This window comes from Sphingosinicella sp. LHD-64 (assembly GCF_031157375.1).
Classification (GTDB): domain Bacteria; phylum Pseudomonadota; class Alphaproteobacteria; order Sphingomonadales; family Sphingomonadaceae; genus Allosphingosinicella.
The window spans coordinates 1-13,957 of record NZ_JAVIFV010000006.1 but is presented as its reverse complement, the minus strand read 5'-3'; the positions used below and the strand labels follow the sequence as shown (position 1 = coordinate 13,957).

The window sequence follows — 13,957 nt, the reverse complement described above, 5'->3', positions numbered from 1 at the left end:
TGCAATCGTCCTCAGAACGTCATTGCGAGGAGCGGAGCGACGAAGCAATCCAGACTGACTTGAACGCCCGGCTGGATTGCTTCGCTTCGCTCGCAATGGCGGGGTGGGAGAGCTTGCGGAGACCATGCCTACCCTCAGAACCGATAGCCGAGCGTGGCGATAACCGACCGGCCGTTGCCCGTGAAGCAGTCGCCGAACGAGCGGCAGGGCGCGAAATAGTCGTTGTCGAACAGGTTGGTGGCGTTGATCGACAGCCGCCAGTGCTGGCGATAGTCGAGCTCGACCAGCGCATCGACCAGGGTGTAGCCGGGCGTGCGGACGGTCGGCGCGCCGAACAGGCCGATCGAGGTGGTCGATCCGACATAGCGTACGCCGCCGCCGAGCCTCAGATGGGCATCCGCCGAGAGCGGAAAGGTCCGCGCCGCCCAGGCCGAGGCGAGATGGCGCGGCGTGTCGTTCAATTGCTCGCCGATTTCCTCGGGATAGCCGCTCTCCTTCACGATCGCCTCGTTGTAGCTGTAGGCGGCGGTGATCGTGAAATGGCCGGGCAGGACGAAGCTCCCCTCGATCTCGAAGCCGCGCGACTTGATCCGCCCGGTCTGGATGATGTTGACCGGATTCTCGGGATCGTTGATCGGCCGGTTGGTCTCCTCGAGATCGTAGAGGCTGGCGGTGACGAGCACGCCGCGCCGCGGTTGCCACTTGAGGCCGATCTCATACTGGCGCCCGCGTTGCGGCACGAAGTCCTGGCCGCCGAAGTCGAGCCCGGCGAGCGGCAGAAACGCCTCGGAATAGCTCGCATAAGGCGAGAGACCCCAGCCGATCTCCCCGATCAGCCCTACGCGGAAAGTGGTCGCCTTGTCGATCCGTTCGACCTCGGAGCCGGGGCTCGTCGTCAGCGAGCGCGCCCGGTCGCGCCGCGCGCCCACCACCAGCGTGACGCGGTCGGCATAGCGGATCTGGTCCTGCACATAGATACCGAGCTGGGTGTTGCGCTGATCGGGGAGGTCGACGAGTGGCACCGGCGTCACGCCGGTGGATACCGGATCGTAGATGTCGATCGGCGTGGTGACGCCGCTGCCGCTCCGCGCGCGCTGTCGATAGTCGGTATAGTCGAGGCCGGCGAGCAGCAGATGCTCGAACGGGCCGGTCGAGAAGCGTAGCTCCAGGTTGGTGTCGGAGTTGAACGTGCGCAGGTGCTGGCGGGTGCCGTAGATGAAGCGGTTCACCACCCGGTCGTCGGCGTCGATGAACGGGTCGAGCGGGTTCGAATAGACGTCCGGATAAAGTTCCTGGAAGAAGGTGTCCGCGTCGAGATAGCGCAGGCTGGTGCGCGCGGTCACCGCATCGGAAAAGCGATGCTCGGCGAGCAGCGTCCCGACATATTGGGTCGTGCGCAGCCGGTCCTGCTCCGGATCGCCGAGGAAGGTCGACAGGTCGAGCCGCTCCTCCTCCGGCGCCAGGATGGTGGCGATGATCGGCAGGAACTGCTGGGTCGAAGCGCCGCGGTCGCGCTGATAGGTGCCGATGAGGGTGATCGACGTGTCGGGGCCGGGGCGCCAGGTCAGCGACGGATTGATCACGATGCGGTCGTCGTCGACGAAATCGGTCTGCGTCCCCGCATCGCGCACCACGGCCACCAGCCGTCCGGCGAGCGTGCCGCCGGCATCGAGGCTGCCGGTGAGGTCGATCTGCCCCTGATAGCGGTCGAAGCTGCCGTATTGGACGGCGATCTCGCCGCCGAAGGCGCCGAATTGCGGGCGCTTGCTCACCATGTTGACGATGCCGCCATTGGCGCCCTGGCCATAGAGCACGGAGGAGGGGCCGCGCAGGATCTCGACCCGCTCCAGAGTCTCGACCGAGATGCGCGGCAGCACCGCATAGTTGAAGATGCGCCGCATGCCGTCGAGATATTCGACCGGATTGAGGCCGCGGATCGCGCTGGTGTCGCCGCGCGAATCGAGCCCGTAGGCCTCGCCGGTCACGCCCGCGGAATAGCGCAGCGTCTCCTGCAGGTTGCGCGCGCCGCGATCGGTGAAGAGGTCGTTCGAAATGACGCTGATCGATTGCGGCGTCTCGATCAGCGGGGTGTCGGTCTTGGTGGCGGTGATCGCGTTGGCGGTGACGACGATCTCGTCGCCGGGTGCACCGGTGTCAGCCGGCTGCGCAGCCGCCAGACCCGCGCCGGAAACAGACAGCAGCGCAGCGGCACGCACGCACAACGACAGACCCCGAACCATGACCCACCCTTCGATTGTTATTGAGAACGGGTCGCGGCTAACCTTGTTGCGAGGGATTTGCAATAGCGATCCCAACGCGATGCACGTTCATCCGGCGTTCAGCCTCTATGCTACAAATGTAGCATCATCGGCAAATCGAGGAGGCGGCGATGATCGTGCGGGTCTGGGTGACGGTGTTCCTGGCCGCCGGTTTCCTTGCGGCGGTGCATCCGGCGCTGGCCGAGGATGCCGAGCAGGCGCTCGACACGACGATCGAGCGTGCGATCCGCGCCGGCGGCCCCTTCTTCACGCCCGCCGAGCAGGCCGTGATCAATCGCGCCTGCGGCTACGCGCCCGGCGAATGGGACGGCTATGAGCTCAACATGCACCGGGACGTGCTTCGCTGCACCGATGGCCGCCGCGTCGACGATCCGGCCGTGCGCCGCGTCGTCCGCAACGCCGGCCCGCGCATCGGGCGCCGGGTCGAGGCCGCCATGGCGCGCCCCGAGGTGACGGCCGCCATCAACCGCGTCGCCGCCGAGGCGACCGCCGCGGCCCTGCGCGAGATCGGTTCCGACTAGCGCGGAATGTTCGCAGGAAATCGGCGCATCCGCGACAGCGGCGGATCAGGCCGACTTTTCCCTTTGCCGCGGATGGCCGGTCGTCACGCCGCCGGACAGCTCCGCGACCCACGGCCAGCGCCTGGCGGCCGTCTCGTCATAGCCGAGGTTGAACACGGTCGGGCTCTTCGCCGGGCGCTCCGAGCGGTCGTAGAACGTCCCGAACAGCTTGTCCCAGAAGAAGGTGGTGATGCCGTAATTGCCGTTCTCGTCGTGGAAGTGGTGCGCCATGTGGCGCCTCTTCATCTCGACGAGCAGCTTGTGGCGCGGCTTGTAGGCGAGGTGCTGGATGCAGTGCACGAACTCGTAGATGCAGGTCGTGATCAGCCCGGTCGCGAACGCGATCGCGGCGCCGCCGAAGCCGGCGTCCCAGAAGCTGCCGATCGCCCAGCCGAGCGGAATCACGCCGATCGCGATCGTCGGCAGCGTCGTGTGCAGCGCGCCGAACAGGACCTCGAGATGGTTGGGGTCCTGGTGGTGATCGTAGTGGATCCGCTTCCAGGTCGCGGCGAGGAACTGGCGCTTGAACATCCAGCGGCTGTGCAGCACCCAACGGTGCAGCACGTACCAGATGAGCGGATAGGCGACGCTCGCCGTGCCGATCGCCAGCAGGGTCGGCACCACCGGCGCCGGCGACCAGGCGAACGCGCCGAGCGCGACGACCGACAGCAGCAGATAGGCAATGATCGCCGGATACTGGAAATAGGCGACGACCAGCTCCTTGAAGGTCATCTTGTCGAGATGATGCTCGCGCTGCCAGAAGGCGGTGCGCAGGAGCTTCAGTTCGGGGCTTTGGGCGGTCTTCACGTCGCTGTCCTTAACGCGCTCACGACCCGAAGGGGAGCGCTTTCCTGTTCACATATGCATCCGGCAGATGGATTTGCAATGCGGCGCTTTTGCGGCGGGGGCGGGGCGCTGGCCTGACCCGGACGCTGCCAAGTGTCGGGAACTCCATGGTTCCGGCGCCGTTTCTATCCTTCGGATGTAAGCGTGGAGGTGGGTATGAAAGCGTTGTTTGCAGCGATCGCGCTGGCGTTGTGCGTCGGGATCGGCAGTCCGGCCCCAGCCGCCGCCCAGGATTGGCTGGGCTCGCATCTGCAGGCCCAGCGTCACGACAATCTCCGCCGCCACCAGCAGCGTATCCGCGAACAACGCCAGGCGCGAAGCGGCCGCGGACTTTCCGCCCATCAGAAGGCCTGCGCGCGCCGCTACCGCAGCTACAATCCGCGCACCGACCGCTACACGGTGCGGCCCGGCGTCACCGCACGTTGCCGGCTGTAGGGCAAATAGGCATCGAGCCCGCTGCCCCTCTCCCCCACGGGGAGAGGGGTTGGGGTGAGGGGGTTCTGAGTCAGAGAATAATCCCGGCCGCCCGACCCCCTCACCCTGCCCTCTCCCCGAAGGGAGACGGGGAAAGAAGGTGGATGTCGATACAGCCTAGACCCGGTAGTTGAAGCTGATGCTGATCCGGTCGCCCTTCTGCGTGCCGGGCACGACCTCGTGGCGCAGCCAGCTTTCCCAGAGGAAGATCGTGCCCGGCTTCGGCTCGGCATAGACGAAGGTCCTGAGCGACTCCGGCGCGTCCGGGGTGCGCGGCGGCGCGGCCATCATCAGCGGCAGGCGCGGATCCTCCAGCTTCAGCGCCCCCGCGCCCGGCGGCACGGCGACATAGACGGTGCCGGAGACGACGCTGTGCGGGTGGATATGGCCGCTGTGCGTCCCGCCGGGCTTCAGGACGTTCACCCACAGGCTGTCGAGCTTCAGCCGCCGCCCGCCCAGATCGAACGCGCAATCCTTCGCGAAGGCGGCGACATGGCGGTTCAGGTGCCGCACCAGATCGCCGAAGCGCGGATCGCGGTCCGGCAGGTCGTTGAGCGAGGCATAGGAGGTGTAGCCGCGATAGCCGTGTGCGCGGCTCCAGCGCCGCCCGGCCATGTCCTCATCGGCGAGGGCGAGGCACGCCTCCTTCAGTTCGGGCAGCAGGCCGGGATCGGCGAGGTCGCCCGCGTAGAAGCGGGTGGCGAAGAGGTCGCGGCTGGTCATCGCCCGTTCCTGCCGCCGGCGAACGGGATTTGCAAAACAGGATTCCGTCCCGATGGCGATTGCGTCCCCCGCTTCTCCGACATCCGCCCGGGCTTTTCCTCTCGTAAAGTTCACGATCTCCCGCGACTCCGTGAACTTCCCCTTCGTTCGATGCCTCGTACCTTCGGCTGCGCTCGGGACGGCCTGGTGCTCGGCTGGCGCGGTATCCGGCGCGATACGGATGGCGGGATGATCGGGAGATCGGCGACGGGCGCGGGCGGCATCGGCGGATGCGACGGTCCGATGGTCGCACTGGCCATGGGGGCTTCGGAAACGGGCCCAGGGACGCAGAGCGGGCGCATCGTGGATCGACGATATGAAAGAGCCGATGCGGAACATAACAGAAACAGACTCTGTAGGAAGGCTCGCCGGGAAGGCCACCGTCAATCGTTCATTTGTGCTTTCGCGCGGAGACACCGGGAGGCGTTCGGTAGACTGGCACCGTAACACCACCGTAATCCGAACAGGATTGCAAAATAGGATCGTATGTTCTATTTATGTTCCCGAGGCGCTAATCTGCATGTCTCATGATAAAATGGGTCATGGACGGTTAACCCACCGACGCGTATAGGGGGACCCCATGTCAATCGCATACCCCGACTACAAGCCGGTGGCCGCGCTTGGGTTTGACCACCTCAAATCGATTCAGACGATTGCTTACTTTGTCCGGAAAGCGGGTGGATCAGCCGAGAAGCTTAAGCTCATCAAGCTGGTTTATCTGGCTGACCGGCTGTCGTTCGCGCGCCGGGGTAAGCCGATCAACTTCGACTCGTATTTCTCCCTCCCACACGGTCCTGTTGCGTCCAGCGCCCTCAACGGCATGGACCACAACTTATCTGATGGAGCTTGGCATGCATTGGCTCTGGCTGAGAATCGTAAGGACGTAACGATTATCGGCGAGGTGACTGAAGATCGATTAAGTCGAGCGGATCGAGCGATCTTGGATGCGACGTGGGATGAGTTCGGGGTCATGACGGCTTCCCAAATCCGCAATTGGACCCACAAGCATTGCCCTGAATATGTCGAAGTCGGCCCGGCAGCGAGCCTTCCGATTGATCTATCGGAATTACTCGCACAAGTCGGGATTAATGACCCCGATAATAGTGCGCGCGATCTGCGCACACTACAAAAGGAAGTGGGTCGCTTAGGGCGGCTGCGTGCCGCTTAGCGTCAGCGCGACGTTTCTGATGCACAATACCGGCGGGGCTCATAATCCTGCCGGAGCCCACCTGATGATTTGTGTGGCCATCAACGTTCAAAAGGACTTGGCTGTTATTGTGCCGATAGTGACTCGGCACGAACGCTCCGATTCGTCGTGTGTCCTGAACGTAGGTGACCATCCCTTTATCAATCGGGAATCATGTGCATCTTACGATTTCGCCCAAGTGGTATCTCTCAACGATACCAACCAACAGATTGCAAAGGGTCACATCAAACTCCGAGCATCCGTCAGCGCGGATGTCTTGTATCGTCTTCAGGCTGGCTTCGTACTTTCAGACGAAACGGCGCCTTGGATTTTCGAGGCGGCCAGTGGTCAGAAACTGACGATTTTTCTCAAGGGCAAAGGCTATATAAAATAGGTTCTTGTGGGCTTTCGGTGGGTGTCGTGCCAATTCACCTGATATGAAGATGGTCGGCCAGAATACCATCATTTCGCGCTCGGGCGGTGATTCATGCCCATATAGACACCGCCGGCCTTCAGCTCGGCGACCATCTGGTCGATCCGCTTCTGCCGCGTGTCCGACTGCCGGGCGCTGGCGATCCAGCCGAGATAGTCGTTGCGCTGGTAGTGGGGGCGGGCGTCATAGTCCGCGGTGACGCCCCCGGCCTTCAGCGCGGCGCGGACATCGTCGGGCATCGCATGGATCGGCCGTTTCGCCATCGCCTCACTCCGGCTGCTGCATCCTCATCGCGATATCGCTCATGAAGCGGGCGTCGTCACCTCTGGCGAGCCAGTCCGCCTCGGCGGCGATGGCGGCGAGGAGATCGGCGAGTTCGTCCGTCTCCGCCTTGGCGTAGTTGCCGAGGACGTGCTTCGTCACCCTGTCCTTGTGGCCGGGATGGCCGATGCCGATCCGCACCCGGCGGAAATCGGGGCCGAGATGGGCGTCGAGTGACCTCAGGCCATTGTGGCCGGCGGTGCCGCCGCCGGTCTTCACCTTCACCTTGAACGGGGCGAGATCGAGCTCGTCGTGGAAGGCGGTGACGGCGCCGGCGTCGAGCTTGAAGAAGTCCATCGCCGCGCGGGTCGCCCGGCCGCTGTCGTTCATGAAGGTCGCGGGCTTCAGCAGCAGGATGCGGCTGGTGCCGATCCGACCCTGCTGGGCCCAGCCGTGAAAGGCCTTCTTCGCCGGCTCGAAATTGTGGATTTCGGCGATCGCATCGACCGCCATGAAGCCGACATTGTGCCGGTGCATCGCATATTGCGCGCCTGGATTGCCGAGGCCGACCCAGATCTGCACGGGTGCGAAATCCCCCCAAGCCTTCGGATCATCTGGCACCTCGGGTGCCGAGGCGGGCTGGCCCGGCACCTCGACAGCCCGCGGGCCGAAGAGGGAACCGAGCCAGGAAAGTACGGACAATTACTGGGCCTCTTCGCCGCCCTCGGACGCTGCGTCCTCGCCGACGGTCGGCACTTCGTCCGCCGCGGGCTCCTCGGCGCCCTCGGCCGCCGCCGCGGCTTCCGCCGCCTCGGCCTTGACGCCGGACGGGGCGACGATCGTCGCGATGGTGAAGTCGCGGTCGGTGATCGCGCTGGTCGTGCCCTTGGGCAGGGTGACGGCGCTGATGTGGATCGAATCGCCGATGTCGGTGCCGGCGAGGTCGACGATCACGTCCTCAGGGATCTCGGCCGCGTCGCAGACCAGGTCGAGCTCGTGGCGCACCGCGTTGAGCACGCCGCCGCGCTTGATGCCCTTCGACAGCTCGTCGTTGATGAACCGGATCGGCACCGCGACGGTGACCGTCGCATGCTCGGAGATGCGCAGGAAATCGACATGCAGCGGCCGATCGGTGACCGGATGGAACTGGACGTCCTTCGGCAGGGTGCGGACCGGCTGGCCGCCCGCGTCGATCATCACCACCGAGTTCATGAAGTGGCCCGTGTTGAGGGCCTTCATCAGCACCTTCTCCTCGACGTGGATCGAGAGGGGCGCTTCGTTGTTGCCGTAGACGACGGCGGGCACGCGGCCATCGCGACGCAGGTGACGGGAGGCTCCCTTGCCAGCCCGTTCGCGCGTCTCGGCCGACAGCGTAAGCTGTTCGCTCATTGCATGTCTCCAGAATGCGGGTTCAATATCCCCCGCACACGCCTCCAGGGATGACCATGCGCGGGAAGGCGCGGCCTATAGGGGAAGCGGGGGCCGGGCGCAAGGACTCCCGCAGGGCGCCTCGACATGCGGCACGCGTTCGGCACGAAGGCCGCCCTCCGCAAGCGCCGCCTGGACGCTGTCGCTGCCGGCGAGATGGCCGGCGCCGACGGCGAGGAACACCGTTCCCGGACGCGCCATCCGCTGGCGGATCCAGTCCGCCCAGGCGCGGTTGCGCTCGGTGAAGAGCAGGCGGTGCAGTGCCGGATCCTCCTCGCTCTGGGCGTCGAGCATCGCGACCAGCCGCTCCACGTCGCCGGTCGACCAGGCCTCCAGCATCGGGCCGAGCTCGCTCGCGACGTCGTCATGCGCCTCGAGCGTCTGGGCGAGCATCGCCACCTGCTGCGCCTCGGGCATCGAATCGAGCATCTGAAGCTGCCGTTCCACGCTCTCCAGCTCCCCGACCGGCATGTTGCGCGCACGTGCGGCGCGGGTGAGCACGCCCTCCGGGCCGTTGGCGGCGCCGATGCCGATCTGCCGCCCGCCGACGGCGGACAAGGTCATCGCGACGAACCAGGGCTTCATCCGGTCGAACCGCTCGGCCGGCAGGTTCGCGCCGGCGAGTATGTTGTTCAGCGCGGCTCGCTGATCGGGGGTCAGGCGCTGCGACAGGCTCTCGCCTTCGGGATAGCGGGCATAGCGGGCGACGAGCTGGCCCATGCTCGCCAGGTCGTCGGGAATGATCGCCTCCAGCACCAGCTCGTTCGAGGCATCGAACGCCGTCCTGACCTCGTCGTTGAACCAGGGCCGCTCGTCGAGCAGGTGGAAGGTGCCGAAGAGGTAGATCGTCGTGTCCTCGTCGCGCACCACCCACAAGGCGGGATCGGCATCGGGCAGCGGCGCCGCCTGGGCGGTGGGGGAGGGCGCGGGCGGGCGCGCCGGGGCCGCCTCCTGGGCGAGGGCGGGCGCGGAGGCGAAGGCCAGCGCGGCGGCCGCCAGCCGCTTCAGGAGCTGAAAGGCCCTTTTCTTCCGGCGGCTCATCCGCCCAATCAGGTGACGATCGATACGCAACATCGGTCTCCATGTTCGCGCCCTCTTTCCCGGCAGGAGAGCAGGGGCGATATGGAGGGTGCATGAACAAGCTTCAAACCCTCGTCGCCGAAGAGCTGGCGCGGCCGGTCGATCCGCAGGTGACGGCGATGGCGGCCGCCCTGGCGGCGGACTATCCCGAGGCGGCCAGGGCGGTGCTGTTCTACGGGTCGTGCCTGAGGCAGCGCGAGCTCGACGGGCTGATGCTCGATTTCTACCTGATCGTGTCCGACTATCGCGACGCCTATGGCAGTGCCTGGCTGACCCTCGCCAACCGCATGGTGCCGCCCAACGTCTTCCCCTTCGAGCATGAGGGCCTCATCGCCAAATATGCGGTGCTGAGCGAGGCGGATTTCGCGCGGGAAGCCGACAGGTTGGCGAGCACCGTATCGGTGTGGGCGCGTTTTGCTCAGCCATCGCGGTTGGTTTGGGCTTCGGACGGGGACGCGCGGTCGAGGGTCGTCGAGACCGTGGCGCGTGCGGCTCCGACACTGCTGAACGCTGCAGCAGCCGTCGCAGCCGAAACCCAATCGTCCATCACCTCCCTCGATCTCTGGCGTCTCGGATTCAGGCTGACCTATGACGCCGAGCTAAGGGCCGAAAGGACCGACCGATCAACTTCGATCGTCGATCTGGATGCGGATCGCTATCTCCTTTTCACAGAACCAGCGCTTGAGCATACGCCGCTGGCATTATGTGAGCGGAGGGGTGTCGTCGATCTAACGGGGCTCGACTGGCGTGATCTGGCATGGGAACGCCAACTTTGGCCGAAACGCCGCTGGAAGGGCAAGGCCCTGACCCTGCTGAGGCTCGCCAAGGCGACGACGACGTTCGCCGGCGGCGTCGACTATCTCGCCTGGAAGATCAATCGTCATGCCGGCGCGGGGATCGAGGTGAAGCCGTGGATGCGGCGCTGGCCGATCCTGGGGGCGCTTACGCTGCTGCCTCGCCTCTGGCGGGGGGGCGCGATCCGCTGACGCCGCGCAGCGCCGCCTCGACGGTGTCGGCCAGAGCGGAGACGGTGAACGGCTTGCGCAGGAGCTCGCCACCCATCAGGTCCTCGGTCTCGCCGGCCTCGCCGACATAGCCGGTGACGAACATGACCGGGAGGTGCGGATGCTGGCGGCGCAGCTCCGCAGCGAGCTCGGTGCCGGTCATCTCCGGCATCATCACGTCGGTGATGACGAGATCGAAATCCGACGTCCGGGTGAGGAGGTCCAGCGCCTCGCGTCCGCCCGAGCAGGCGACCGGGCGGTAGCCCAGCTCCTCCAGCGCATCCATGGTCGAGCGGCTGACCCGGGGATCGTCCTCGACCACCAGGATCGAGCCGGCGCCGCGGCCACGCTCCGGTGCCGGCGCGGGGCGTGGCGCGCGTGCGGCGGCGGCGCGCGCGGCCGCCTTGTCCGCGGCGGCGAGCGAACGGGGCAGGAAGACCGAGACGGTGGTGCCTTTGCCGACCTCGGATTCGATGGTGACGTCGCCGCCCGACTGGCGGGCGAAGGCGAAGAGCTGGGAGAGGCCGAGGCCGGTGCCCTTGCCCATCGGCTTGGTGGTGAAGAAGGGTTCGAACACGCGGTGGAGGTTTTCCGGCGGGATGCCCTTGCCGGTGTCGATTACCTGGATGCGGACATAGTCGCCGGTGTCGAGCGCCTCGCGCGGCGCGGCAAGGGCGATGTTCTCGACCGCGATCGTCAGCGTGCCCGCGCCGTCCATCGCGTCGCGGGCGTTGACCGCGAGGTTGAGGATCGCATTCTCGAGCTGGGTGCGGTCGGCCCAGACATGCCAGGGCTCGTCGGCGAAGCGGGTCAGGACCTGGATGCGCTCGCCGATCGCGCGGTCGGCGAGGTCGAGCATGTCCTCGACCAGCTCGGACGGCGCGATGGCCTCGGGGACGAGGGGCTCGGCGCGGGCGAAGGTCAGAAGGCGGCGGGTCAGCGCGGCGGCGCGGGTGGCGCCCTCCATCGCATTGTCGAGGTGGAACTCGACCTCGCGTCGGGAGCCGTGGAGCTTGCGGCGGGCAAGATCGAGACCGCCGACGACGACTGCGAGCATGTTGTTGAAATCGTGGGCGATGCCGCCGGTGAGCTGGCCGACGGCCTCCATCTTCTGGACCTGGCGCAGCTGCGCCTCGGCGGCGGCGCGCTCGGCCGCCTCGGTCTTCAACGCCGCATTGGCCTCGACCAGCTCGAGGGTGCGCGCCTGCACGGCGTCCTCGAGTCCCGAGGCGCGGATCGCCTCGCTTTCCGCCTCGCGGCGGGCGTAGACCGCGTCGACGAAGGTGCGCCACGCCATGATCGCGAGTCCGACCGCACCGAGGCCGATCAGGATGGCGAGCCAGCCGAGCCATTCCGTATAGGCGTCGGCGCGCGCGACGAAACCCTGCGTCTCCTCGACCCGCCGGGTGAGCTTGGCGCGCTCGGCCCGCGAGATGTCGCTAAGGAGTACGCGGAGCGCTGGCAGGGTGGGCGCGGCCGCGGCCTGATAGAGCAGGCCAAGCCCGCCCGAGCCCTCGCCGCGCTGGGCGGCGCTTGCGGCCGGGACCAGTTCGGCATTGCGCTGGTCGAACAACTGCTTCAGCCGGTCGATGCGCGCCGCCTGGTCGGTGTCGCGGCGGATCAACCGCTCGAGCTGGCCGATCTGATAGTCCGCGGCGCGCCATTCGTTGTAATAATCGGTGCCGGTCTGCCGCTGCTCGTCGAGCACGTAGCGGCCGAGCGCAGCTTCCGAACGGGCGATTGCGGCGTCGATCGAGCGGGTGAGCACCATGACCTCGTAGGTGCGCCGCTCCCAGCCGAGCGCCTCGTCGCGGGCGCGGTTCGACCAGGTGATCATGAAGATGAGCGCAATCAGGGCGAGAGTCGCCAGCAAGGCGCCGGCGCTCACCCATACGGCCCGCCAGGTGGAGGGTCCGCCCTCCTCGGGAACGGCTTCGAGCCCCTCGTCCGCCATGACGGCGGACTAGTAGAATAAGGTTAACAAGTTGGAAAGGAAGTTTGCGGGCGCCCCGGGGAGCGCCTAGCCGATCACCCCGGTCGCCTTGCCCGCATTCTCGAACATCCGGAGGATCTGGCCGACCTCCTCGTCGCTGTGCGCGGCGCAGAGCGAGCAGCGCAGCAGCGTCATGTTCGCCGGCGTCGCGGGCGGGCGGGCGAGGTTGACGTAAAGCCCCTCGGCGAGCAGCGCCTCCCACATCGCGGCGCCCTTTTCGAGATCGGGCATGAGGACCGCGATGATCGCCGATTGCGGCACGTCGGTCCCGAGCTGGAAGCCGAGCCCCTTGAGACCCGCATGGAGCCGCTTGGAATTCTCCCAGAGATGGGCGCGCTTCTCGGGCACGTGCATCAGCTTGCGGATCGAGGTCGCAGCGGTGGCGACGACGCTCGGCGGCAACGAGGCGGTGAAGACATAGGGGCGGCAGACGAGCCGCAATATCTCGAACTTGGGATGGTTCGAAACGCAGAAGCCGCCGACCGTGCCGACGCTCTTCGAGAAGGTGCCGATGATGAAGTCGACCTCGTCGATAATGCCCTGATCCTCGGCAACGCCGCGACCGTTGGGGCCGATGAAGCCCATCGAATGGGCCTCGTCGACCAGCACCATCGCGCCGGCGGCCTTGGAGACCGCGACCATCTCCTTCAGCGGCGCAACATCGCCGAGCATCGAATAGACGCCTTCCAGGACGACGAGCTTGCCCGCGCCCTCCGGAATGCGGGCAAGCCGCTTCTCCAGCGCGCCGATGTCGTTGTGACGGAACGGGACGATCTCGGCGTCGCCCATCTTGCAGCCGTCGTAGATCGAGGCGTGGCTGTCGATATCGAGGACGACATAGTCGCCCTTGCCGGCGATGGTGGAAATGATGCCGAGATTGGCCTGGTAGCCGGTCGAGAACACCATGGCATGGTCCATGGCGTAGAAGTCCTTGAGCGCCTCCTCGACCGCCTTATGGCCGACATAGGTGCCGTTGAGGACGCGGCTGCCGGTGGTGCCGGAGCCGAACTCGTCGAGCGCCTCATGGCCCGCGGCGATGACGTCGGGGTCGAACGTCATGCCCATATAATTGTAGGTGCCCAGCAGGATGGTTTCCCTGCCGTTGCAGATCGCGCGGGTCGGCGAGAGCACCTTCTCCATGACGAGGCTGAAGGGATCCTTGACCCCGGTCGCGAGCAGGGCCTCGCGCTGGGCGATCAGCGGATCGAATTTGGAGAAGAGGTCGGTGGCGGGCGCATCGGCGTCCGCCGTCTGGCGGAGGGCGTCGGTCATCGTGGCTCAGCCTTCGTTCTTCAGGCTCTCGACCGCGTCGACGAGCTGGCCGACATTCTCGATCTCGGCCTGCATGTTCATGGTGATGAGGATGTCGAACTCGTCCTCCACGGAGGCGACGAAATCCATCACCACCAGGCTGTCCCATTCGAGGTCGCCCGCAAAGGTGGTGGCATCCGCGAGGGGGACGCCCTTCTTGTTGAACGGCGCGATCAGCTTGGCGACCTTGTCGAAGGTCTCGTCTCTGTCGGTCATACTTGGCCCTTTAGGATTGCCGGGCCCATGTGCCAAGCGAATAGGGCGGAAAGGCGGCGTCGGGGCGTCGCCTTGGATTTCAGATGACGATGAAGTCGCTGGCGGCGAGGGCCGGCGCGGTCTG

The 13,957-nt window shown here is 66.2% G+C and carries 15 protein-coding genes; 5 read left to right on the top strand and 10 right to left on the bottom strand.

Translation table 11 applies throughout. From position 1 onward, the window contains the following. Nucleotides 1–134: 134 nt before the first annotated feature. Entirely contained in the window at nucleotides 135–2,240 is a 2,106-nt protein-coding gene (locus RCO27_RS18120) for a TonB-dependent siderophore receptor (protein WP_309004124.1), read from the bottom strand. 149 nt (nucleotides 2,241–2,389) lie between these two features. Here RCO27_RS18120 and RCO27_RS18115 point away from each other — a divergent pair, with 149 nt between their 5' ends. After that, nucleotides 2,390–2,800, top strand: a complete 411-nt coding sequence (locus tag RCO27_RS18115; RefSeq protein WP_309004123.1) for a hypothetical protein — start codon at nucleotides 2,390–2,392, stop codon at nucleotides 2,798–2,800. Nucleotides 2,801–2,845: 45 nt separating this feature from the next. Here RCO27_RS18115 and RCO27_RS18110 read toward each other — a convergent pair whose 3' ends face one another. Beyond that, the gene (locus RCO27_RS18110) at nucleotides 2,846–3,571 is read right to left on the bottom strand and encodes a sterol desaturase family protein (protein ID WP_309004232.1); all 726 of its coding nucleotides are present in this window, start codon (nucleotides 3,569–3,571) and stop codon (nucleotides 2,846–2,848) included. Nucleotides 3,572–3,841: 270 nt separating this feature from the next. On the opposite strand from RCO27_RS18110, the gene RCO27_RS18105 reads away from it, so the two are divergent. Continuing rightward, nucleotides 3,842–4,120 carry a BA14K family protein gene (locus tag RCO27_RS18105; RefSeq protein WP_309004122.1) on the top strand — a complete coding sequence of 93 codons (279 nt, stop codon included), beginning with the start codon at nucleotides 3,842–3,844 and terminating at the stop codon, nucleotides 4,118–4,120. Between the two features lie 156 nt (nucleotides 4,121–4,276). Here the strand turns inward: RCO27_RS18105 and RCO27_RS18100 are convergent, their stop codons facing one another. Next, the gene (locus tag RCO27_RS18100) at nucleotides 4,277–4,882 is read right to left on the bottom strand and encodes a TIGR02466 family protein (protein ID WP_309004121.1); all 606 of its coding nucleotides are present in this window, start codon (nucleotides 4,880–4,882) and stop codon (nucleotides 4,277–4,279) included. Nucleotides 4,883–5,501: 619 nt separating this feature from the next. Between RCO27_RS18100 and RCO27_RS18095 the strand changes: the two genes are divergently transcribed. Both RCO27_RS18095 and RCO27_RS18090 read left to right on the top strand, forming a co-directional pair. Further along, nucleotides 5,502–6,089: a Panacea domain-containing protein gene (locus tag RCO27_RS18095; protein WP_309004120.1), complete on the top strand. Its 588-nt coding sequence runs from the start codon at nucleotides 5,502–5,504 to the stop codon at nucleotides 6,087–6,089. Next, the gene (locus RCO27_RS18090) at nucleotides 6,079–6,501 is read left to right on the top strand and encodes a hypothetical protein (RefSeq protein ID WP_309004119.1); all 423 of its coding nucleotides are present in this window, start codon (nucleotides 6,079–6,081) and stop codon (nucleotides 6,499–6,501) included. The genes RCO27_RS18095 and RCO27_RS18090 overlap by 11 nt, the downstream gene beginning before the upstream one ends. Before the next feature lie 68 nt (nucleotides 6,502–6,569). Here RCO27_RS18090 and RCO27_RS18085 read toward each other — a convergent pair whose 3' ends face one another. The 4 genes from RCO27_RS18085 to RCO27_RS18070 all read right to left on the bottom strand — a co-directional run bounded on the left by RCO27_RS18085 (nucleotide 6,570) and on the right by RCO27_RS18070 (nucleotide 9,270). Then, nucleotides 6,570–6,803 (bottom strand): YdeI/OmpD-associated family protein, encoded by a 234-nt coding sequence (locus tag RCO27_RS18085; RefSeq protein WP_309004118.1) that lies wholly within the window; start codon nucleotides 6,801–6,803, stop codon nucleotides 6,570–6,572. A gap of 4 nt (nucleotides 6,804–6,807) precedes the next feature. Next, nucleotides 6,808–7,383 carry an aminoacyl-tRNA hydrolase gene (pth, locus tag RCO27_RS18080; RefSeq protein WP_309004117.1) on the bottom strand — a complete coding sequence of 192 codons (576 nt, stop codon included), beginning with the start codon at nucleotides 7,381–7,383 and terminating at the stop codon, nucleotides 6,808–6,810. 120 nt (nucleotides 7,384–7,503) lie between these two features. Beyond that, a complete protein-coding gene (locus RCO27_RS18075; protein ID WP_309004115.1) occupies nucleotides 7,504–8,190 on the bottom strand; it encodes a 50S ribosomal protein L25/general stress protein Ctc in 687 nt (228 codons plus the stop codon). Between the two features lie 75 nt (nucleotides 8,191–8,265). Further along, nucleotides 8,266–9,270 carry a TraB/GumN family protein gene (locus tag RCO27_RS18070; RefSeq protein ID WP_309004114.1) on the bottom strand — a complete coding sequence of 335 codons (1,005 nt, stop codon included), beginning with the start codon at nucleotides 9,268–9,270 and terminating at the stop codon, nucleotides 8,266–8,268. A 92-nt stretch (nucleotides 9,271–9,362) separates the two neighbouring features. Here RCO27_RS18070 and RCO27_RS18065 point away from each other — a divergent pair, with 92 nt between their 5' ends. Beyond that, nucleotides 9,363–10,295, top strand: coding sequence for a hypothetical protein (locus RCO27_RS18065; RefSeq protein WP_309004113.1), 933 nt, complete (start codon nucleotides 9,363–9,365; stop codon nucleotides 10,293–10,295). Here RCO27_RS18065 and RCO27_RS18060 read toward each other — a convergent pair. The 3 genes from RCO27_RS18060 to RCO27_RS18050 all read right to left on the bottom strand — a co-directional run bounded on the left by RCO27_RS18060 (nucleotide 10,252) and on the right by RCO27_RS18050 (nucleotide 13,833). Then, complete coding sequence (locus RCO27_RS18060) at nucleotides 10,252–12,267, bottom strand: ATP-binding protein (protein WP_309004112.1); 2,016 nt, start codon at nucleotides 12,265–12,267, stop codon at nucleotides 10,252–10,254. The genes RCO27_RS18065 and RCO27_RS18060 overlap by 44 nt on opposite strands. A gap of 66 nt (nucleotides 12,268–12,333) precedes the next feature. Further along, nucleotides 12,334–13,578 carry an aminotransferase class I/II-fold pyridoxal phosphate-dependent enzyme gene (locus RCO27_RS18055; RefSeq protein ID WP_309004111.1) on the bottom strand — a complete coding sequence of 415 codons (1,245 nt, stop codon included), beginning with the start codon at nucleotides 13,576–13,578 and terminating at the stop codon, nucleotides 12,334–12,336. A gap of 6 nt (nucleotides 13,579–13,584) precedes the next feature. After that, nucleotides 13,585–13,833, bottom strand: coding sequence for an acyl carrier protein (locus RCO27_RS18050; RefSeq protein WP_309004110.1), 249 nt, complete (start codon nucleotides 13,831–13,833; stop codon nucleotides 13,585–13,587). Between the last annotated feature and the right edge of the window lie 124 nt (nucleotides 13,834–13,957).